Annotated in this window: 15 protein-coding genes; 5 read left to right on the top strand and 10 right to left on the bottom strand. The window is 40.9% G+C overall.

All coding sequences use genetic code 11. The features are described from left to right. Positions 1-47: 47 nt before the first annotated feature. From FO442_RS12950 to FO442_RS12925, 6 genes are all read right to left on the bottom strand, one after another. Positions 48-1,067: a phytanoyl-CoA dioxygenase family protein gene (locus tag FO442_RS12950; protein WP_186280109.1), complete on the bottom strand. Its 1,020-nt coding sequence runs from the start codon at positions 1,065-1,067 to the stop codon at positions 48-50. Between the two features lie 9 nt (positions 1,068-1,076). Then, on the bottom strand, positions 1,077-1,823 hold the full coding sequence (locus FO442_RS12945) for a class I SAM-dependent methyltransferase (protein WP_144333622.1): 747 nt from the start codon (positions 1,821-1,823) through the stop codon (positions 1,077-1,079). Then, a complete protein-coding gene (gene pseC, locus FO442_RS12940) occupies positions 1,810-3,012 on the bottom strand; it encodes a UDP-4-amino-4,6-dideoxy-N-acetyl-beta-L-altrosamine transaminase (protein WP_144333621.1) in 1,203 nt (400 codons plus the stop codon). Before pseC ends, FO442_RS12945 begins: the two co-directional genes overlap by 14 nt. Continuing rightward, entirely contained in the window at positions 3,009-4,019 is a 1,011-nt protein-coding gene (gene pseB, locus FO442_RS12935; RefSeq protein ID WP_144333620.1) for a UDP-N-acetylglucosamine 4,6-dehydratase (inverting), read from the bottom strand. The genes pseC and pseB overlap by 4 nt, the downstream gene beginning before the upstream one ends. A 64-nt stretch (positions 4,020-4,083) precedes the next feature. After that, positions 4,084-5,475, bottom strand: a complete 1,392-nt coding sequence (locus FO442_RS12930) for a BFO_1060 family glycosyltransferase (RefSeq protein ID WP_144333619.1) — start codon at positions 5,473-5,475, stop codon at positions 4,084-4,086. Further along, positions 5,459-6,757, bottom strand: coding sequence for a glycosyltransferase (locus FO442_RS12925; RefSeq protein ID WP_144333618.1), 1,299 nt, complete (start codon positions 6,755-6,757; stop codon positions 5,459-5,461). The genes FO442_RS12930 and FO442_RS12925 overlap by 17 nt, the downstream gene beginning before the upstream one ends. Positions 6,758-6,824: 67 nt before the next feature. Here FO442_RS12925 and FO442_RS12920 point away from each other — a divergent pair, with 67 nt between their 5' ends. After that, positions 6,825-8,318 (top strand): lipopolysaccharide biosynthesis protein, encoded by a 1,494-nt coding sequence (locus FO442_RS12920; protein WP_144333617.1) that lies wholly within the window; start codon positions 6,825-6,827, stop codon positions 8,316-8,318. Here the strand turns inward: FO442_RS12920 and alaS are convergent. The 4 genes from alaS to FO442_RS12900 form a co-directional block, all read right to left on the bottom strand. Beyond that, on the bottom strand, positions 8,307-10,925 hold the full coding sequence (gene alaS, locus FO442_RS12915; protein ID WP_144333616.1) for an alanine--tRNA ligase: 2,619 nt from the start codon (positions 10,923-10,925) through the stop codon (positions 8,307-8,309). The genes FO442_RS12920 and alaS overlap by 12 nt on opposite strands. Positions 10,926-11,035: 110 nt before the next feature. Next, on the bottom strand, positions 11,036-12,880 hold the full coding sequence (locus FO442_RS12910; protein WP_144333615.1) for a hypothetical protein: 1,845 nt from the start codon (positions 12,878-12,880) through the stop codon (positions 11,036-11,038). 2 nt (positions 12,881-12,882) lie between these two features. Continuing rightward, positions 12,883-14,052: an ABC transporter ATP-binding protein gene (locus FO442_RS12905; RefSeq protein ID WP_144333614.1), complete on the bottom strand. Its 1,170-nt coding sequence runs from the start codon at positions 14,050-14,052 to the stop codon at positions 12,883-12,885. Between the two features lie 3 nt (positions 14,053-14,055). Then, the gene (locus tag FO442_RS12900; RefSeq protein ID WP_186280107.1) at positions 14,056-15,696 is read right to left on the bottom strand and encodes an ABC1 kinase family protein; all 1,641 of its coding nucleotides are present in this window, start codon (positions 15,694-15,696) and stop codon (positions 14,056-14,058) included. A gap of 226 nt (positions 15,697-15,922) precedes the next feature. Between FO442_RS12900 and FO442_RS12895 the strand changes: the two genes are divergently transcribed. The 4 genes from FO442_RS12895 to dnaK all read left to right on the top strand — a co-directional run bounded on the left by FO442_RS12895 (position 15,923) and on the right by dnaK (position 21,676). Next, positions 15,923-17,530 (top strand): amino acid permease, encoded by a 1,608-nt coding sequence (locus tag FO442_RS12895; protein ID WP_144333612.1) that lies wholly within the window; start codon positions 15,923-15,925, stop codon positions 17,528-17,530. Between the two features lie 68 nt (positions 17,531-17,598). Then, positions 17,599-19,068, top strand: a complete 1,470-nt coding sequence (locus FO442_RS12890; RefSeq protein WP_144333611.1) for an APC family permease — start codon at positions 17,599-17,601, stop codon at positions 19,066-19,068. Continuing rightward, positions 19,068-19,574: a hypothetical protein gene (locus FO442_RS12885; protein ID WP_144333610.1), complete on the top strand. Its 507-nt coding sequence runs from the start codon at positions 19,068-19,070 to the stop codon at positions 19,572-19,574. Before FO442_RS12890 ends, FO442_RS12885 begins: the two co-directional genes overlap by 1 nt. Before the next feature lie 191 nt (positions 19,575-19,765). After that, complete coding sequence (dnaK, locus tag FO442_RS12880) at positions 19,766-21,676, top strand: molecular chaperone DnaK (RefSeq protein ID WP_144333609.1); 1,911 nt, start codon at positions 19,766-19,768, stop codon at positions 21,674-21,676. Positions 21,677-21,794 lie beyond the last annotated feature (118 nt).

The following is a 21,794-nucleotide window of genomic DNA, read 5'->3' as shown; positions in this document are numbered from 1 at the left end:
TTTTCACCGACTAAATACGAGGCATCCCGAAAATATATTTTCAGCGGTTATTTGCTTGGATGAGCTTCGGAAAACAGTTGGTAAGTTCGTTTGTTTTCACGGATAACCTTTTTGGAAAGTTCGGAAATTCCGGATAGGTTTATTTTTTCGAATGGAGCCCCGAAAAGTGAATTGGAGAATTGAATTTGAAAAAGCAGACGGACGTCCTCCTTGAGCGGTTTTCCTTTGTGTAATCCGCGGGTATCAACCGCCAGGATTGTTCCTTTCTTTCCAGTAAATTCTTTGAAGCGGTCTTTCGAATAGATTTTTGACAATTCTTCGTCTGTCATACGTCCATCTTTCCGGATTGCTTTTGGTAATCCCTTGTGTGAATTTTGAATGTAGCAGTGTGGACCATTGTGGGAATGTACGTCCGTGATATAGAAAAAGAATTTAATGAATTTAAAGCGATCCATATCAAAGTGAAACATCTGTGCTGCCTGTGATGCACCTTTATTACCAAACGGTACGCTCCACCACATAGCCAAAGCATCCAGGATCGGGTTGCAATTTAAGTAAGCAGTAGCAACAGATTTCAAAGTCGGGTCAAAAACAAGGGATTGAACGGCCTGATTTTGCATAATATCCGAAGCATCAAACTGATAACGTGGTGAAATGGGGTTGGACCGGTCAAAAATGACTTTTTCGGTAGAATAACAAATGTTTTTTTTGTCTACATCTACGTAACGAGTTCCTGTTTCAGAGGCAAATCGCGTAATTGATTCGATGAGTTCGTTATCCAGTTTGACATCAAATTCGTAAAATCCATCAGCAACAATTTTTGCAGAGATTTGTTCAATTTCTGCTTTTGACAAATTCCCCAAAATACCATTTGCGGGTGTTGCTTTTCCCTTTTTGAATATTCCTATGATATAGGAAAGACGGTTGTTGATGCGCCCATTGGTCAAAACAAACAAGTACCGAAATGCTGCATATCCCAGATTTATGGTGTTTTTGGTGAACAAAAACACCATAAATCCGAATGAAAACAAAAAGGGGAAAGTAATAAATTTGATGGCATTCTTCATAACCGGCATCTATTTTTTGATAGAGAAAACGGCAATTACAGATCCTTTCAGATCTTTCCTGTCTTCATCGATACTGTGGCTAAAATAAACATGATCAACTGCTTCTCCAAAAAAATCGGTCAATTGGGATGCCTCAGTTGTCAATCTTCCGGCTCCCGGGATATAATCCAAATGCTTGGTTTCTTCTTTTCCAGGTAGTCCTCCATATTCGACACCAACAGCTATCACGGCACCGTTTTTTGCCACTCTGATCACTTCCTGAGCGGCTTTTACCGGATCTTCACTATATGAAATGACCCAGCCCATGATTACCACATCGAAAGAGTTATCCGGATAGGACATTGCATGCATGTCTCCCAGGTCAATCCAGGAGGAATAACTGATCAGATCAAGCCCGCGGACATTCTTTTTAAGAAAACCATAACCAACCAGACTTAAAAGTTCCCCTTCAGTTCTCGGGCCGATCGTAAGTACTTTGGAATGAATTCCAACCTTGTCGATAGCTGTTACCGGTTTAATGAGTGCCAATGACCTGACCACAGCAAGATCTTTTATACCTTTTAGATTGTGAAATACCGTATTGGATGCGATCGCTTTTTGAGTAGACAGATCAAACGTTTTCAGTTTTCGGCAGATTCTTACGAAGTAAAAAAAACGGATTCTTGCAATGCAATACCGAACGAAATCGATGGTCAGCAATTGATGGAAAAAACCTCTGACTATGCCTTTATATTTATGTTTGTTATGATCTTTCATAAAATAATTTTGTTGTACTTATAACGTAATTAATTGCTTCCTCGTTCATGGATGGAAACATCGGAATGCTGATACATCTTGAATAATAGCGTTCCGCCATTGGGAAATCCCCTTCTTTCCAGCCCTGTTTGCGATAGTAAGGCATTAAATGTACAGGGATGTAATGAATTTGTGCAAAAATACCGTGGGATCTCAGAAAATCATACAATCCTTTTCGGTCCTCCACTTCCAGTACGAAGAGGTGATAAGCATGCCCTTCGATAAATCCTGAAGAATGAATGATTCCCGGGGTACCCGTGAAAGCGTTTGTATAGGATTTCGCAATGGATTTTCTTTTTTTTAGATTTTGGTCAGCACGTTTTAGCTGGGAAATACCCAATGCTGCCTGAAAATCCGTTAAACGGTAATTATATCCCAGTTCCTGCATTTCCATATACCAAAGCGGATATTCACCGGTTGCGGGACTGTTTCCAACTGCAAATTCTACACTGTTTTCGAAAAGCTCCGTATTGCGTGTTATTCCATGCGAACGCAAGGTTAATAACCGGTTGTACAAATCCGGATCATTGGTCGTAATCATTCCGCCTTCACCGGTTGCAATGTGTTTCACCGGGTGGAAAGAAAAAATACTTAAATCGGCAAATTTTCCATTTCCGGCAAACTGTTTTTCGTTCTGTCCGTCGACAAAAAATCCTCCGGGAGAATGGCATGCATCTTCAATGATCCATAAGCCATATTTTGAGGCTAACTTTTTGAATTCGTCCAGTTGTGCGACACGACCCGCAAAATCTACGGGAATAATTCCTTTTATTTTTTTATCAGGATTGTCCCGGATAATTTTTTCTACGGACTGAATGTCCATTAAATACGTTTCCGGATCAATGTCAGCAAACAATACCTGTCCGCCACAGTATTTGACACAGTTGATTGAAGCAGCAAATGTGATGGGTGTGCAGATCACATATTCATCTTCCCGGATGCCTAATGCCATTACAGCCAAATGGAGCGCAGCTGTACCGTTACTTACCGCAACAGCGTATCCGGAACCGGTATATGCAGCAAATGCGTTTTCAAATTCGGCGATTTTCGGGCCTTGTGTTAAAAAATCGGATTGAAGGGTGTCAATAACTGCTTGAATATCTTCGGGCGTTATTTCTTGTCTTCCGTACGGAATGATCTTGTTGTTCATGGTTCGAAAGTAGGATCAACATGTTCTTTGATCAGGGCTCTCAAACTTTCAACTGTTTCCCAATCAGAGTTTTTATCCGAAGAGTAGGAAAAACCTTCTTCCACTTTAACGGCACTGAAATACGCAACAAACTGATCGAGTTTCCAATTCGGGTTTTGAGGCAGGATTGTGTAGTATTTTCCTAAGTCATACGTAAAAAAAGAATCAGATGAAGTAATCATTTCTTCGTGGATTTTTTCTCCCGGGCGAATTCCGATCACCGGTTTCTCACATTCCGGTCCGATTGCTTCTGCAACATCCAAAATGCGGTAAGAAGGGATTTTAGGAACGAAAATTTCTCCTCCCCAGGCCGTTTCCAACGCGTGCATTACCATATCAACTCCACCTTGAAGGGAAATGTTGAAGCGTGTCATACTTTCAACGGTAATCGGTAAAACACCCTCGTTTCTTTTTTTCTTCAGGAAGAATGGAATCACTGATCCGTTGGATCCCATAACATTCCCGTAACGGACAACTGAGAATTTAACATTCCGTTTTCCTTTCACATTATTGGCTGCAACAAATAGTTTATCCGATGTCAATTTTGTTGCCCCATATAAATTGATAGGTGCACACGCTTTATCGGTTGAAAGCGCGACCACATGTTCTACATTTGTTTTCAATGCAGCTTTAATCACGTTGTCTGCACCTCCGACATTAGTCTTTACACATTCATCCGGGTTGTACTCTGCAATATGAACGTGTTTCATTGCAGCTGCGTGGATGACATAATCAATATTGGAAAAAGCTCTTTCCAGGCGCTCCAAATCACGAACATCACCGATAAAGTAACGAATTTGAGGATATTTGGCGTTAGGAAACTCTTGTTCCATTTCGAACTGTTTTTGTTCGTCTCTTGAAAAAATAACCAGCCGCTTGATATCCGGATGAGTGGAAAGGATATGTTTTGTTAATGCTTTACCAAGCGATCCCGTTCCGCCGGTTATAAGAATAGATTTATCGTTCAAAGCCAAAAAGTTGTTGTCACAAATATAAAAAAAGTACTTAAGAAGATTGGATTTAAATGAGCGCCTACCTGCTAATGCTTTTTAAAAACTCCACATCAGGTAATTTTTCATTCAAACCGTTTTTCTTGTAAAATTCATCTAAATCTTTAAAAGTAGTCAATTTTTGAGCCTTGACCCCATCAAGACAGCGGTTTTCGAAAATCCAAATGGTTTTTTTGAACTTGGGTAAGCGCGCGAAAATGGATTTGTTGTAAAAGAACTTTCCCATGTGCATAAGCAAGTATTGCCTGAAAAACCGCTTGTTTAGAGGAATTTTTTTAGTCGTTCTTTTATTCTTTTCCAGGTATGGAAGGAAATAATAGATACAGCGCAGGTGATTATACCCATCTGTAAATCCAAATGCATTTTCGAGCGTTTTTTGGCGCTGAACAAGAATTTCAGGCTGATTCATCTGATCAAATACATTCTTTTCAAGTGCATCCGTCATAACAGTAAGCAAGTGAGGAATGTCGTGAACCTGAAGAGAACCTTCGTAGAGTTTTACTTTACTGAAGTTCGGGATCGGATTGATAATGACGGTAGGAGTTCTCATCAGCCAGGCTTCCATAATGGAAGTACTTTCAAAGGCCATCCAGATATCAGATACCTGAATCAGAGATTCGATGCTTTCTTCGTTACACAAATAGAGAACATTGTCATAATGAGTCAGGCGATTCATTTCATTGCGTGAGTCCCGATAATCGGATTCAAAATTTTCCCTGGGATGTTTTTTCAGAATAAACAGAACATCCGGAAATTTTTCAATGCAGGATCTCAGTGCTTCCTCGGCCCAATCCCGTTTCTCCGCAATCCATTTTTTTCCCGACGTTTCCTCCATTTCGAGGTATGTCAATACATGATCGATTTCTTTGTTTTCGAGTTTTCCGAATGCCCAACCGGCATACCCGACCACTTTTTTGTATTTCGATTTATGGTGTTTCTTCAGGAAAAGACCCCGGTCAAGTTTAGAAGTATAATGGTATTTGTCGATGCCAGGTGCCCCTGCAACTTTGATCAATGATTCATCAATACCCACAGATTCAATCAGGTAATTACGTATGCGGTAGTTCCAGCAGTATAAAACAGGACAAATAGGTGTTTTGGTTGTGTTGTACCCCCAATAATTGTAGTCGGTATCCGGGTTAAAATTTCCTTCGGATTCGTTTGCATAGACCAGGATGTCATTTTCTTTACAATATTGTGCGATCTCAAAATAAAGGTCATTCCCACGTGCATTGGGAAGAATGACCAGATCGGGTGGGGAAGTTTTTATTTTATGTGCATCCCACACAAACTGAAATTCGACATCGTAGTTCAGAAATCGCTCTAAATAATAGATAAAACCTATTAGAATGTGAAAATCCCTACCTTCACTACTAACCAGGAAACAATATGCTTTTTTATTGGGAGATTTCATTTAAAAGCTGAGCAATTTGCTCCGTTAATTGATAATTACTAAACTGTTCTATTTTTGAGGGCCTGATTTGTGATCCTGATTCCGGGGAATCGAATAATGTGCTCACATAATTTTTAATACCCTCTTTATCGTTGTATTTGTATTGTTTCCCGGCGTTCGTTTTTTCCACTATTTGCTTCACATCCGAATCGTCAGGACCAAGAACAAGGATCGGTTTTTGTGCTCTTAACAACTCAAATAGTTTCCCCGGGATTCTACCTGCCGCATTTGCTGCAATATTGATTGGTAAAAGCAGGAGGGAACAGCTTTCATACTGTTTGATGATTTCTTTTCGCGGGAGCATTCCTAAAATACGGACATAATCCGATAGTTGATTTTCATTGATGGAATTGATTACAGTGATGTCTACTTCTCCAGCCAGCCTGATTTCCAGTTTTTTGCGAAAATCAGATGAGGAGTCTACTAGTTCTTTGAGCGCTGTAAAAAGTGCCTGCGGATTCCTGTCGTTCCCTAACAATCCACCGTGAAAAATAATGAATTTATCGGAATCCGTGCGGGGATGATAATCGCGAAAATCTGCTTCATCATACCCGTAATAGAACACATCGACGTTCTTAGCACCAATGGATTCCAGTTCCTTTTTCCAAGTCGGACTGGCAATTGTAATTTTTGCAGCACTTTGAAAAACTTCCTGTTCCAATTTCCGGTGGATGCGGTCTGCTCGTTTTCCAATATGCATTTGGGAGTAATAATCAACTTGTGTCCAGGGATCCTGGAAATCTGCGAGCCAGGGAATTTGAAATTTTTGGGACAGACGCATTCCAATTACCGTATTGGTATGCGGAGGTCCATCGGTAAAAATGGCATCAATCTGATTGTGTTCGAGGTATTTTTCGAGGTATTTCACCGATGGCTTGATCCATGCAGCACGTGCATCGGGAATAAAGAAGTTCCCACGCACCCAGATTGAAAGTGTATCCAGGAACGTTTTCTTTTTGGCAGAATTGTTTGTGACATTTTGAAGCGGTTTTTGAATGGATCTCCCGGTTAATCTTTTGAACAGATTGATAGGTTCAAAGATTGGAACTTTGTGGATCTCTATCCCGGCTGGAATGTCGTTGCTATTGGATTCGTCCAGGAATTGATATTTGGGGTTTTCAGCGGTAAATACCACCGGTTCCCAACCAAACTCGCGAAGATATTTAACCAGTTTCAAACATCTTAAGACCCCGATTCCTCCTGAAGGCGGCCAATGATATGTTATTACCAGTACTTTTTTCATTCCGATTCTAAATGTTTGCGAATTTAGTAATAACTTTTTTCTGAATGAAAGAGTATCTTTGCCTGTAATGGGATTAGTACAAAAGGATGCTCTGAGGACCATGATCATCTCCTATATCGGGATTGTTCTTGGATATCTCAATAAGGGATTTTTATTCATTATTATTTTATCGACAGCGCAGATCGGCTTGGTTAATTTAATCTATTCGGTAGGAGTTTTGTTTGCCCAGTTTGCGAATATGGGGACCATTTATACGACTTGGAGGTTTTTTCCGGTTTTTCGGAACGAATCCAGGAAACATCACGGTTTTCTGCCTTTGATGATTCTATTTGTTCTTGTCGGAATAGTGCTCTGTACCCTTGCTACCTTCTTTTTCAGAGATGAAATAGAGCAGTTGTACCTGGAAAAATCTCCGGACTTTGTGGATTATTATGTCTGGTTTATCCCGATTGGTATATCGACTGTCTTTTTCCTGGTTTTTGAAGTCTACCTGAGGGGGTTGTACAAGAATATTATCTCGGTATTCGCCAATGAGATTGTTTTACGGCTGGCTTTAACCATGATATTGGGAATTTATTGGATGAAATGGGTCAGTTTCAGCACATTTGTTATTCTTCACAGTTTGATTTATTTCATCCCGGTTTTAATGCTGCTGATTTACATGGTACGGATAGGAGAGTTCAATATCAAACTTTCCAGCATACAGATTTCCAAACGGTTCCGGCGCATCCTCGTTAAGTCATCGTCTTATTTCTATATCAATACCCTGGGGCTGGTAATTGTTGCGTCTCTGGATGTCGTCATGCTGGCCCAAATGGACGGTTTGGAGTCAACCGGAATCTATTCAACGGTTTTGTTCTTAGCGAGTGCACTTCAGGTACCATATAAATCCATTATCCGGATTAGTGCTCCATTGGTTTCAGAACATTGGAAAAACCGGCAGTTCGGGGAAATTAAATCTTTGTATATAAAAATAAGCTCGGTTTCCCTGACAATCGGTTTAGGACTGTTTTTATTCACCTGGCTGAATATCGACTTTCTGTTTTCTTTCCTGAAACCTGAGTTTTCCCTGGGAATTTGGGTGTTCTTTTTCATTATGATGGGCCGCATTTTTGATATGTACTGCGGGATAAACTCGTCCATATTTACTTCCTCCAAGAAGTACAAATACGATGTATATTTCACTGTTTCGCTGATCCTGATCGTATATTTTTTGAATTTGCTTTTCATCCCGGTTTGGGGAATGAATGGTGCTGCGATCTCAACCTCAATAGCATTGGCACTGGTTAATCTTGGAAGACTTATTTTTGTGTGGAATATTCTGAAAATGCACCCGTTTACATGGAACCAGGTTACAGTTATTTTTGCCGGATTGCTTACACTGACTTCCGGAACGTTTATCCAAAACTATATACAAGAAGGATGGATCCTGTTTTTCTGTGAATCCATCCTTGTTTTGGCATTATTTATATTCCCGGTTTATTACCTGAAATTAGATACTGAAATTGTCAATTACACCAACAAGTTACTTGGCGTGATCTTTAAAAGATCAGGAAAATAAGGTTTCTTTCAATTGGCCCATTGCGGGTTCCAATCCTGCTGCGTTTTTTCCTCCGGCTGTAGCAAAGAATGCTTGTCCGCCGCCACCGCCCTGAATGAAGGAAGCTACTGATTTGACCAGGTTCCCTGCATTCCATCCTTTTGATGAAACCAGGCTTTCATCCACTAAAATGCTGATAGCACATTTGTCATCTTCTTTTGATCCGATTACTGCAAATAAGTTCGGTACTTCTCCCTTTAACTGAAAAAGGATGTCTTTTACCGAAGCTGCGTCCAACTCAATAATGGATTCCAGGAAGGAGAAATCTCCTTTGGGAACGATTTTCGTCTTGAGGTCTGCTTTAACCAATTTTGCCTGCTCTCGCTTAAAGTTCTCCACTTGTTTTTGCAACTGGTTATTTTTGGAAATCAGGTCTTCCACTGCTTTTGAAACATCTTTCGGATTTTTCAGCAATTCATTGACAGATTTCAATTTCGATTCCTGGTCTGCGTAATAGGTTTCAACTGCCACGTTGGTAATGGCTTCAATGCGACGGATCCCGGCTGCAACTGCAGATTCGGATTGGATCTTGAATAAACCGATCTGTCCGGTATTTTTTACATGTGTTCCTCCGCATAATTCTACAGAATCACCGAATTTGATCACGCGGACCGTATCGCCGTATTTTTCACCGAACAAAGCCATTGCGCCCATTTCGGTCGCTACTTCAATCGGAACATTGCGTCTTTCATCCAAATCAATACTTGCGCGAATGGCTTCGCTTACCAGGGATTCAATTTTTGCCAATTCCTCATCCGTTACTTTTGAGAAGTGGGAAAAGTCAAAACGTAAATAATTCGGATTAACCAAAGATCCTTTTTGTTCCACATGCGTTCCCAAAACCGTTCTCAATGCATGATGCAAGAGGTGAGTAGCAGAGTGATTGTAGGCAGATAATTTGCGTTTCTGTTCATTTACTTCCGCTGTAAAAGGCCTGTTCGGATTGGATGGTAGTGTTTCTGACAAATGAACGATCAGGTTGTTTTCCTTTTTCGTGTCAAAGATCACTACTGATTCCGAGTCATTATAAATTCTTCCGGTATCTCCGACTTGTCCACCACCCTCCGGGTAAAAAGGAGTTTTGGAGAACACCAATTGGTAAAATGTCTTTTGTTTTTGTGAAACCTTCCGGTATTTTACAATTTCAACCGCCGTTTCCAGGTAGTCGTAACCCACAAATTCTTCTACCGAATCATCGGTTAATTGCACCCAGTCATCTGTTTCGATAGCGGTTGCAGCTCGTGAGCGGTCTTTCTGTTTCGTCAGTTCCGCATTAAAACCGTCCTCATCCACGGAGAGATTGTTTTCTCGAGCAATCAGGCTCGTTAAATCGAACGGGAATCCATAGGTGTCATACAATTCGAAAACTGCCGACCCGTCCAGTACTTTGGAACCAGAAACCTTCGCCGAATCAATAAGACCTTCTATGCGTTTAATTCCTTGTTCCAATGTTCTGAAAAAAGACAATTCCTCTTCCCGGATTACTTTTTCAACCAATTCGCTTTGTTTGATCAGTTCAGTGAACGGATCTCCCATCACTTCCGAAAGCACGACTGACAAACCGGAAAGGAAAGGTTCTTTCAGTCCGAGCGTTTGGTACCCGTAACGAACAGCGCGTCTCAAAATGCGCCGTATAACATAACCGGCTCCTGTATTGGAAGGCAATTGTCCGTCTGCAATAGAGAATGCGATTGCACGTACGTGGTCTGCAATTACACGCAATGCAATGTCTGTAGTTTCATCTGTTCCGTATTTCTTTCCGGAGACCTTTTCCATGTGGCGGATCAGAGTCTGGAACAAGTCAATATCGTAATTGGATGTTTTGTTCTGCAGGGTCATGGCCAAACGTTCCAATCCCATTCCGGTATCCACGTGCGTTGCAGGTAAGGATTCCAAACTTCCGTCCGCTTTTCGGTTGAATTGCATGAACACATTGTTCCAGATCTCGATCACTTGCGGGTGATCTTCATTTACATATTGTTTTCCATCACTTTTTGCGCGTTCGGCCTCCGGGCGGTTGTCTACATGGATCTCCGTACACGGCCCGCACGGTCCTGTATCACCCATTTCCCAGAAATTATCTTTCTTGGACGCTAAAATGATGCGGTCTTCCGCAATGTATTTTTTCCAGATATCGTAGGATTCCTGGTCTCTTGGAACTCCGTCTTTTTCATCTCCTTCGAAAACCGTAACATACAAACGGTCTTTCGGGATTTTGTACACTTCTGTCAGTAATTCCCAGGCCCATGCAATAGCATCTTCTTTGAAATAATCTCCGAACGACCAGTTCCCAAGCATTTCGAACATGGTGTGGTGATAAGTATCGACACCCACTTCTTCCAGGTCATTGTGTTTCCCTGAAACGCGTAAGCATTTTTGAGAATTGGCGACACGGCGGTTTTTTGGAACCGCATTTCCAAGAAAAAAATCTTTGAATTGGTTCATTCCGGCGTTTGTAAACATCAAGGTCGGGTCATTTTTTACAACCATTGGTGCTGAAGGAACGATTTGATGTCCTTTCGACGCAAAAAAATCAAAAAACTGCTTGCGAATTTCGTGTACTGTCATTACTGTTAACTTGTGAATGCTTTAAACTCTCATTTTGAGAGCCACAAATGTAGCTGAAATAGTTAATTTACAAGGATATTCCACATACAAATTTGAAGTATTTCTCGTGCTTATTCCGGTTTTGCCAAAACTGGTTTGATGAAATGCGTAAACAGAAGAATGGCACTGAAAGCTGAGACCCAAATGACAATCGGGTCCTGGACCCAATAGTAAAAAAGACTGTGTATAGTGTGCGAATCAGAACAACTGTCCAGATATTCCGTTTTTAAAACGGATTCCAGGAACAGGAAGAGAAATGCGGGAAACAGAACGGATAGTGCAAAACACAGGTTGAATGTGATCAAAAGCAATCGTTTTGAAACGTTTTTTCCTTGGTAAAAGATATAGAATAACGCGTATAAAATTGCTGAAAAGACCATTAATTGAGAGAATAATCTGAATTCTGTGTTTTTGTAGGTGCCATAATCCGAACCGTGATATTCCAGGAATACGACGAAGAACAGGATGTTGAGAATTACAAATACCCCTCCTGCAGAAGCTACAATGATCAGGTTGATCGGGTTGCCGATTGCAAATAGGAAAAACACCAAAGCGCAACCTAATGCAAAGAAAATACTTACGATGAATGCCATCCAATTGATGGCAGGATCGTGCGCTCTAAGACTGTTCGAGTATAGCTGTTCCAATTGTCCGGTTTCAACAAAATACCACGGTTGTTCGTAAACATCATCCGTTTGTGATTTGTAGGCTTCATAATTTTCCAGGTTACCAAATCTTGCCCGATCCAGTTCTACCTGTTTGGGATTATTGGAAGACTGTCCGACAATGGGGGAAAAGTTCATGTTATGTTTTCTCTTCCAGACATAATCCAAAATTTCAGATGTGTTGAGCGAGTAACCGATTTGATGCCTGTTTAATAATCGCTCATATTTGTTCAACAGTTGGAGCACATCCGCTTGACTGCTTTGGGATAAAAAGTCATTAAAGTCTTTGTTGATTTTAATAGAAAAGTTATCATCGCGGTAGTACCAGCCTCTGAAATGAAATCTTCTGGCCGCATATTCCAGGAAGATGTTATCGTATTTTTCGTATTCGAAATAGCTTGGAGATATTTTTTCCTTGCAGAAATTACGCAGATCGTTCAAACCATTGGGGCATAATTGGTTTAATTTCTTAGCACCGATCAAATAAAGCGTTTCATTAGTTCCGTAGCAATCGATTTTGGTTACCCTTGATTGTGTAAGCAGGAATTGAACAAGTTTGTTTTCAACCGTATCATTGTTCCATGGGTGTTCGGAAGGATGATAGGTTGTTTCTTTGATTTCGAGTGGATGCATTTTCTTGACATACTTTGATTCGGTCGAATTGAATTGAACGGTATCTCTGCACAAAATAGTGGGCACGTCCTTCCAGACAGAATCATTGTAATCAAAACGGATTTTACTCACATCCGGATGGAAGGTTTGGATATACGTGTCGTAAGTGAACGAATTGTTGAATAAAAACGCGTCTGCAAAGTTGATTGTCCGGATGTGTTCTTCCAACTCAGTAAGCGGGGCAAGGTTCCGGATTTTGGATTTAACCCCCCAATTAAAAGTAGTAAATGACCAGGTTAGACTCCAGAAAATGAACAGGAAGGAGCAAAGAAGACGTGTGAAATAAAAACGCTGCAGAGGATAAAGGTTTTTTACGGCACTTTTGCGGTAAAAAGCCAATGCCCAGACGATTATAAAAATCGCGTTGATAATCAGGAAACAAAGTAAAGCATTTGAGCGCTCGAAATAGCTGCTTTCAGGAAAGCGGTTGATGAGGAATTCCGTTGTAAAAATGTATCCCCACACATAAAAAAGTGCACTGATTATAATAGAAAAGCAGGCGGCGTAAGGCAATTTGGTATGCCATAGTAAGGGAAACTTTTCGAGTAAAAAAATATCAAGTTTTTTAAGAAAATGCATAGTCAGGTAGTTTGAATAAAAAAGCGTCTGGATGATTTGGAAATGTCCCTGATGTAGGTGATCTGAACCTTGGAATCAATCAGTTTCTGAAGGATTTCGTTCATACATGACCTGCGGGAAATATGAACGATGAAAATACCGCCGTTGAATTGGATCTGTTCCACCGGAAAAGGTTGAATGATCACCGAAAGTTCTTCTTTGGAAAGCTGAACATCCATTTCCAGGACCGTTTTTTCAACCCCATTCGATTTTTTTTCTTCAATGGTCTGATCGATGTAAATGGGGCTTCCTTTTTTCAGGAAAATGACTTTGTCAGCGACTTTTTCTACTTCAAAGAGTTGTTGTGAGCTCAGGATGATTCCCAATGGATTGGATAAACTGGCTGCCATGAGTTTTAAATCTTCCAGGATCAATTGTTGGGCAAGCACATCCAGGTTCGCCAGTGGTTCATCCAGTAAAAGTAATTTGGGTTTCCGGAGGAACGTTCGTGCCAGCTCAAAACGCATTTTGTAGCCGGAAGATAATTCACTCCATTTATAGTTTCGAAAAGACCATAAACCAAAACGGATGATGTACATCAGGACCAATAATTCATTTTCTTCACCGAAAATACCATACTGGCTTGCAGTAAATTTCAGGTTGCTTTTGAGTGAACCATGCCATTTCGGAGTTCGTTGCGGAATATATGCCAGATGTGAACGTTGATTGTAAAGTTTCAGCTGCTCCAGGTCATCCGAGAAAGTGATCGTGCCCTTATCCGGGCTGAGATCTTTCGCAATAACGCGAAGTAATGAGGTCTTTCCGTTTCCGTTTTCTCCGACCAATCCCCAGATTTCTCCCGGATTAATCAGGAGGCTTACCGGTCCGATCTCAAAGGAACTTCTCCTGTATTTTTTGCTTAAATCAGTAATTGTCGCAAGAGGTTTGTTTTCGTCCTGCCCAACTGGTTTCAATAATGCTAATTCCTGGAGTAAATCCAAAGATTTCCGGGTAAAGTGTTCACGATCATCCGGGTTCTGTTCCTTCCAGGAAACCAAGTTGATCGTTTTTTTGTAAAATGCCTGATCTGCTGTGTCCAGGACACAATCTACCAGGTTGCGAAAACCCAGGTCAACATCCGAGTTGTTGAAATGAATTTTGGTTTGGTTAATTTTAGATTGAAATGGATGCATAATTTATTTGGCTCGAAACATTAAACGCAATACTACGAAAACAGATATAATGACTGTTGTGACAAAAAAGACGTCCGGAAAATTTCCAAAGATCTTGCCCATGAACGGTTCTCCCTTGGAATTGTAGATTACTGTTTTCACATTGTAAACTTTCAGAAGTGTCGCACAGATCAGTAACACACCCAGTAAAACGATCGCACCAAAACGGTAAATGTGTCTTCTGATTTCCGTGTTCCCAATGGTATTGCCTTCTTCACCCAACTTAATATTATGGCGAAGTCCTTCGTGTTTGAAGCTAGTAATGATTGCTTTGATGTCTTTCGGAAGTGTTTCTACCAGGTAAAGGTAATCTTCGGCTGAATTAATGATTTTAGATTTGATGTTTTTCCATCCGAAACGTTCCTTGATCTTATCTTTTGCATACGGTTTTACCATAGCGATCAAATCCAGTTTCACATGGAGTGATTCCGCTACTTTCTGAATGGTTACCAATGTTTTCAACAACATGTACAAGCTGCTCGGAATGGTAATTCCGTATTTCATGAGCAACTTGAACGTATCCGTAAACAATCCTGAAATATCTACTTCGTCATAAGAATAGTAAGTATATTTCAGTGTCAATTCATTGATCTCAAACTCCAGGCTTTCCATGTCTCGGAAATTTTCCACTTCGGTCAGCTTCAATAGTGCTTTGGCAATTTTATGCGGATTGTTATCTGCAAAACCGATCAGGAAATCAATTAAACCGTCAATTTGTTTTGGTTTTAAGCTCGCACACATTCCGAAGTCGATAAGGACCAGTTGATTATTTCCTCGGATAAACATATTTCCTGAGTGCGGATCAGCATGGAAGAACCCATGTTTCAGGATCATGGTGAGAATTACATTGATCCCGTTTTCTGCGATGATTTTCGGATCAAATCCCTTTGAAACAAGATTCGCTAAGTTATCCGGGGCCTCACCTTCGACATATTCCATGATCAACAGCTTGGATGTGGAATACTTGCTATAGATTTTTGGAACATAAACCCGGTCATCTTCCTTAAACATGTGGGTAAAACGCATCATGTTTGAAAGTTCATTCATGAAATCCAGTTCTTTTAACATGATGTCGCCGAAATCTTCAATGAACTTGATCAGGTTGAAATTGCTGATTTCCGGGTATTGGTTCTGGATTTTTTGAGCAAAGATTTGAAGAAGCTTGATGTCCAAACGGATCTTGTTCCGGATGTTGGGCCGCTGAACCTTCAGTACGACTCTTTCTCCGGTATGTAACCTTGCCTGGTAAACCTGTGCAATTGAAGCCGAAGCAATGTGATCTTCATTGAATTCACTGAAAACCGTTTCGATGGAAGCTCCAATCTCATTTTCGATGATTTGCATGGCAATGTCATCCGGCATGGGCCTTGCGGAAGATTGCAGCTTTTTCAATTCCATTCGTAACCCTTCCGAAGCGATATCCGGTCTGTCAGCAATGATTTGACCGAACTTGATAAAGGTTGGCCCAAGATCTTCGATGATGAGGCGCAGTCGTTCGGAACGCGTTTTTCGATTTTTCCCTCTCGGATCAAAGATGACGCGCAGGGGACCTGTTGTCAGCCAGTTCGCAATGTAATGTCCGGCGATAATCCGAATAATTGACAATAATCTGAAAAAATTCTTAAGATTAGCACTAAAGCGAAAAATCCACATACAGGAATGTTATTTAGATCAAATGTAATTGAAAGTTTAGTATCAAGAATAAGGTAAGTTAAATTCAGAACAAATATTTAGATTTTAGCATTCATTCACATTTTTTCTATCTTTAGCCACTTGAAAACTAAAATATAGCTGATATTGTATTGAGCTGAAGAATTAACTAGTATAAGATATGTCTAATATTTTCAAAAAGAAATCAATTTCATTATTGTTAAAAGAAGCTGCAGCGAATGAAGGTGGCTTGAAGAAAACACTGGGGGTTTGGTCCTTAATTGCGCTTGGAATCGGTGCGATTATCGGTGCCGGATTATTTGTAAGAACAGCAGCAGCAGCTGGTGAAGCAGCAGGTTCCGGTGTGACCTTGTCCTTTGCTTTGGCAGCGATTGGCTGTGCTTTTGCTGGTTTGTGTTATGCTGAATTTGCTTCAACCATTCCGATTGCAGGAAGTGCATATACTTATTCTTACGCAACACTGGGAGAAATCGTAGCCTGGATTATCGGATGGGCACTTTTGATGGAATATGCATTAGGAGCTGCAACGGTTTCGATAGCCTGGAGTGAATACCTCAATAATTTACTCGGTGGGGCCATACCTTATGAATGGTGCCATTCGCCGTTCGAACACGTCAATAAAGTTATTGGAGTTGAGAATATTACGATGTTATCGAAGGAATTGGCAATGACTGCGAAACACGGTGTGGTCATTCTTTCAGATAGTGAATTGGCTAAATTGGCCCCGGAAGTGAAGAGCATTGTTCAGACTACATCCGGTTATTTGAATGCACCGGCACTGGGGATTTTATTATTGGTGACTTTATTATTGATCAAGGGAACACAGGAATCGGCATTTATTAATGGGATCATGGTGTTCCTCAAAGTTGCGATCGTACTCGTTTTCATCTTCATCGGTTGGCAATTTATCAATCCATCCAATCACACGCCGTATTTAATTCCTGAAGGAGTTGAAAATCACGAAGGAATTTTCGAGCACGGTTGGGGAGGAGTTGTTGGCGGAGCTGCCATTGTATTCTTTGCCTTTATTGGATTTGATGCTGTTTCTACAGCTGCACAGGAAGCAAAAAATCCGAAACGGGATATGCCCATCGGTATTCTCGGATCATTAATTATCTGTACGATTTTGTATATTTTGTTTGCGCATGTTTTGACAGGCGTGGCTCCATGGGAAGAGTACGAAAAAGCAGGTAAAGAAGCATCGGTTGCATACGCGGTGAATACATATATGCCGGGATACGGTTGGCTGGCTACCAGCATTACAATTGCAATCCTTGCTGGATTCTCTTCCGTAATTTTGGTTATGTTAATGGGACAGTCCCGTGTATTCTATTCGATGTCAAAAGATGGATTGATCCCTAAAGTTTTTTCCGACTTGCATCCAAAATTCAAAACACCTTATAAATCAAATATGATCTTATTTGTCCTGGTCGGAGCATTTGCTGCTTTTGTACCGGGAAGTGTTGCGGGCGATTTGACCTCATTCGGAACCTTGTTTGCATTCGTCATTGTATGCGCCGGGATCATTGTAATGCGTAAGAAATTCCCGCATTTGGAACGTCCGTTCAAAACACCGTTGGTACCATTGGTTCCGATTTTAGGAATGGGAGTGTGTATGTTCATGATTATTGCTTTGGATCTGACAACATTAACCGTTGCTGGTATCTGGATGGTCATGGGTTTCCTGATTTATTTTACGTATGGAAGAAGAAACAGTAAAATCGATGAACAACAGGAACGGGAAGATCAATTGGATAGCCGGGAATAATTAGTAACGTATTTATATATTCAGGGTCTCGTCTGCCATTAGGGGACGAGACTTTTTTATTACTGCAAATGGAAGAAAACACGACTAAAAAATCACTCGGATTATTGGATGCTACTTTCCTGGTTGCAGGAAGCATGATCGGTTCCGGAATCTTTATTGTTTCATCGGAAATGGCGCGCGACCTGGGAAGTTCCGGATGGTTGCTTTTTACCTGGTTATTGACAGGGATCATCACCTTGTTTGGAGCCTTGAGCTACGGGGAATTGGCGGCGATGTTCCCCAAAGCGGGCGGTCAATTTGTTTACATTCGTGAAGCGTGGGGAAAATTACCCTCATTCTTGTATGGATGGACTACTTTTTCCGTGATACAAACGGGAGTAATTGCTGCGGTGGCTGTTGCGTTCGGTAAGTTTGCGGGTGTTTTTTTTCCAGTCTTGGTTGACAAAACATTGTTCGAATACGGTACAGTCAAGATCAACGGGGCCAATTTTGTCGGAGTAGGGACAATTCTTATCCTGACAATTATTAATGTGCGCGGGATCAATTATGGGAAGATCATCCAGGCAATTTTTACCAGTTCGAAGCTGGTTGCATTGGCCGTTTTGATAATAGCAGGAATTATCGTGGGATTTTATTCCGGTTTTTTTGATGAAAATTTCCACGATATGTGGGAGGCCACTTCCACAAAAAAAGAAGCAGGGGGCTGGATAACAACCGATTTAACAGCAGTCGGTTTAATGATCGTACTTTCGACGACTATTATCAATTCCTTGTTCTCTTCGGATGCCTGGAATAATGTAACCTTCATTGCCGGGGATATTCGTAATCCCGAACGAAATCTGCCACGCGCTTTGTTCCTGGGAACGTTTATCGTTACAATTCTTTATATTCTCGCAAACGTTGCTTATTTGGGTTTGCTGCCGCTTCATGGAACACCATTCGAAGGAGATTTTGTGTATACGAGAGAGGCTGTTCAGTCAACTGGTATCCAGTTTGCGAGCTCAGATAGAGTAGGTACATCCGCTGCATATATGTTGTTTGGAAATGTAGCGAATATGCTGATGGCAATCCTGATCATGATCTCCACTTTCGGATGCAACAACGGGTTGATTATGGCGGGTTCCCGCTTGTTCTATGCGATGTCAAAAGATGGACTGTTCTTTAAAAAAGCGAGCAACTTAAACCGTTTCGGCGTTCCGGCCTGGGCCATGTGGATCCAGGCTCTGTGGTCTATTATTTTGTGTTTTTCAGGTTCTTACGGGATTTTGATCAAGTTCGCAACTTTCGGATCCATGGTGTTTTACATTGTAACAATCCTGGGGTTATTCAGATTGAGAAGAAAAATGCCGGATGCCAATCGTCCGTATAAAGCATTTGGTTATCCGGTTATTCCTTTCATGTATTTGGTTTTTGCAGCAGTAATCTGTGTTTCTTTGACTGTATTTACGTTTTGGGATACATTCGGAAGCATTGTGTTGATATTGACCGGGGTTCCAATTTATTACCTGGTGTTTGAGAAAAAACAGGAAGTTGGCTGATGACTCATTTTAAAACAATCTTACTCTGTTTGTTTGGAGCAATTGCTTTCGGAATTGTTCATGATTTGGTTACGGCAAATATCTGCGTAGAATATTTTACAATTGCTCATCCGAAAATCATTGGAAGTGAGGATCCGGTTTATCTGGCACTTGTTTGGGGAGTTTTGGCTACCTGGTGGGTTGGTTTGATTTTAGGATTATTGATGGTGTTTTTCAATCGACTTGGAAAGCACAAAGAAGTTCCTTTTTCGATTATTAGACGAAATGTAATCAGGTTACTTTTAATAATGATGATCACCTCATTAGCAGCGGGATTAATTGGTTTTATTCTTGCAAAAGCCGGCGTTATTTATTTGGTCGGAGAATTTGCGGAAAGTATTTCTCCACACAAACACAATGCATTTCTGGCGGTCGGTTGGGCGCATGTAAGCTCTTATATAATTGGGTTTATCGGTGGAATAGTTACTTGTGTGAAAATTTGGATGCGAAGAACCAGAAAGATATAAGTTCCGTTTAAAGAATAGAATTATGTGACAAAATGACATGGCCCGATTAATGTATTTTACCCGTTTCGTCAGTTGTTTTTCATCATTTAACTCAAAAACTGACAATTCTGACAGGAAATGAAGGATGTTTTCCAATGGCACAACCTTTGACTTAATGAGGGAAATTTTGATTAAAAACAAAAAACAATAAAATGGGAAAAATAATTGGAATCGATTTAGGAACAACAAACTCGTGTGTGTCCGTAATGGAAGGAAATGAGCCGGTTGTAATCGCAAATTCTGAAGGTAAACGTACAACACCATCTGTTGTAGCATTCGTAGACGGTGGTGAGCTAAAAGTTGGTGATCCTGCAAAACGTCAGGCGATTACCAATCCAACAAAAACCATTTACTCGATTAAGCGTTTCATGGGATCGTCTTTTGATGATGTGAAAAAAGAAGCTGAGCGTGTACCTTATAAAGTTGTAAAAGGCGATAATAATACTCCTCGTGTGGATATTGATGGTCGTATGTACACTCCGCAGGAAATTTCGGCAATGATTCTTCAAAAAATGAAGAAAACTGCCGAAGATTACTTAGGACATGAAGTTTCTGAAGCAGTAGTAACTGTTCCGGCGTACTTTAATGACGCACAGCGCCAGGCAACAAAAGAAGCAGGTGAGATCGCAGGTTTGACAATCAAACGGATTATCAATGAACCTACGGCGGCGGCATTGGCTTACGGTTTGGATAAGAAAGGAGTTGATCAAAAAATCGTTGTGTTTGACTTCGGTGGTGGTACACATGACGTTTCTGTATTGGAATTAGGAGACGGAGTGTTTGAAGTATTGGCAACAGACGGAGATACACACTTGGGTGGTGACGACGTGGATGAGGCAATCATTACCTGGTTGGCAGATGAATTCAAGGCAGAAGAAGGTTTGGATTTACGTCAGGACCCAATGGCTTTGCAACGTTTGAAAGAAGCTGCTGAGAAAGCAAAGATCGAATTGTCTTCAACGACTTCAACAGAGATCAACTTGCCATACATTATGCCGGTTAACGGGATTCCGAAACACTTGGTAAGAACTTTACAACGTTCAAAATTCGAGCAATTGATCGCTTCAATCGTTGAAAGAACAATCGCTCCTTGTCGTTCGGCACTTAAAAATGCTGGATTGTCTACAAGTGATATCGATGAAGTGATTTTGGTAGGTGGATCAACTCGTATTCCGGTTATCCAGGATGCAGTGCAACGTTTCTTCGGAAAAGCTCCGTCAAAAGGAGTAAACCCGGATGAAGTAGTAGCAGTTGGTGCGGCCATTCAAGGAGGTGTATTGACAGGTGAAGTAAAAGATGTCTTACTTTTGGACGTTATTCCATTGTCTTTAGGAATCGAAACAATGGGTGGTGTATTCACGAAATTGATCGAAGCAAATACAACTATTCCGACTAAAAAGTCTGAGACCTTCTCAACTGCAGCAGATAATCAACCGGCAGTAGATATTCATGTATTGCAAGGTGAACGTCCGATGGCAAGTGACAACAAAACTTTGGGTCGCTTCTCATTGACGGATATTCCGCCTGCTCGTCGTGGAGAACCACAAATTGAAGTAACCTTCGATGTGGATGCGAACGGAATCATGCACATTTCTGCAAAAGACAAAGGAACAGGAAAAGAGCAATCCATTAAGATTGAAGCATCTTCCGGTTTGTCTGAAGAAGAGATCAAGCGCATGAAAGCAGAAGCAGAAGCAAATGCAGAAGCAGATAAAAAACGTATGCAGGAAGCAGAAACGTTAAATAAAGCAGATTCACTGATCTTCCAAACTGAGCGTCAGTTGAAAGAGTACGGAGATAAAATTCCGGCAGATAAAAAACAACCGATCGAAGATGCATTAGCAGCATTGAAAACGGAGTTTGAAGCCAAGAATATGGCAAACCTTGATGCAGCAATGGAGCGTTTAAATACAGCTTTCCAGGCAGCTTCTCAGGAAATGTATAACGCGGCAAATGCCGGTGGTGCAGCAGACCAGGGAGCTCAGGGAGGAAACGCTGGTGGAAATTCCGGAGATGATGAGGTTACAGATGTTGATTTCGAAGAAGTGAATGATAAGAAGTAACGAAGTTATCGGTCGGAGAAGCGTTAGTGCCGACCAAATCGTAACGAATAATTGTTAGGTTAACAGGATCAGAAATATAAATTAACAAAAGAAGGGTTTTTGCATTGCAAAGGCCCTT

This window comes from Fluviicola chungangensis, from assembly GCF_007558725.1.
GTDB classification, from domain to species: Bacteria; Bacteroidota; Bacteroidia; order Flavobacteriales_D; family Crocinitomicaceae; genus Fluviicola; species Fluviicola chungangensis.
Note: the sequence above shows the minus strand (reverse complement) of the source record. Positions and strands in the feature narration are given on the sequence as shown.

Excerpts from the sequence above, each read along its gene's own strand:
- dnaK (WP_144333609.1), top strand. The coding sequence starts at position 19,766 with ATGGGAAAAATAATTGGAATCGATTTAGGAACAACAAACTCGTGTGTG.
- FO442_RS12890 (WP_144333611.1), top strand. The coding sequence starts at position 17,599 with ATGGAAGAAAACACGACTAAAAAATCACTCGGATTATTGGATGCTACT.
- pseC (WP_144333621.1), bottom strand. The coding sequence starts at position 3,012 with ATGAACAACAAGATCATTCCGTACGGAAGACAAGAAATAACGCCCGAA.
- FO442_RS12925 (WP_144333618.1), bottom strand. The coding sequence starts at position 6,757 with ATGAAAAAAGTACTGGTAATAACATATCATTGGCCGCCTTCAGGAGGA.
- FO442_RS12905 (WP_144333614.1), bottom strand. The coding sequence starts at position 14,052 with ATGCATCCATTTCAATCTAAAATTAACCAAACCAAAATTCATTTCAAC.
- FO442_RS12885 (WP_144333610.1), top strand. The coding sequence starts at position 19,068 with ATGACTCATTTTAAAACAATCTTACTCTGTTTGTTTGGAGCAATTGCT.
- FO442_RS12920 (WP_144333617.1), top strand. The coding sequence starts at position 6,825 with ATGGGATTAGTACAAAAGGATGCTCTGAGGACCATGATCATCTCCTAT.
- FO442_RS12930 (WP_144333619.1), bottom strand. The coding sequence starts at position 5,475 with ATGAAATCTCCCAATAAAAAAGCATATTGTTTCCTGGTTAGTAGTGAA.
- FO442_RS12895 (WP_144333612.1), top strand. The coding sequence starts at position 15,923 with ATGTCTAATATTTTCAAAAAGAAATCAATTTCATTATTGTTAAAAGAA.
- FO442_RS12910 (WP_144333615.1), bottom strand. The coding sequence starts at position 12,880 with ATGCATTTTCTTAAAAAACTTGATATTTTTTTACTCGAAAAGTTTCCC.
- FO442_RS12950 (WP_186280109.1), bottom strand. The coding sequence starts at position 1,067 with ATGAAGAATGCCATCAAATTTATTACTTTCCCCTTTTTGTTTTCATTC.
- alaS (WP_144333616.1), bottom strand. The coding sequence starts at position 10,925 with ATGACAGTACACGAAATTCGCAAGCAGTTTTTTGATTTTTTTGCGTCG.
- FO442_RS12945 (WP_144333622.1), bottom strand. The coding sequence starts at position 1,823 with ATGAAAGATCATAACAAACATAAATATAAAGGCATAGTCAGAGGTTTT.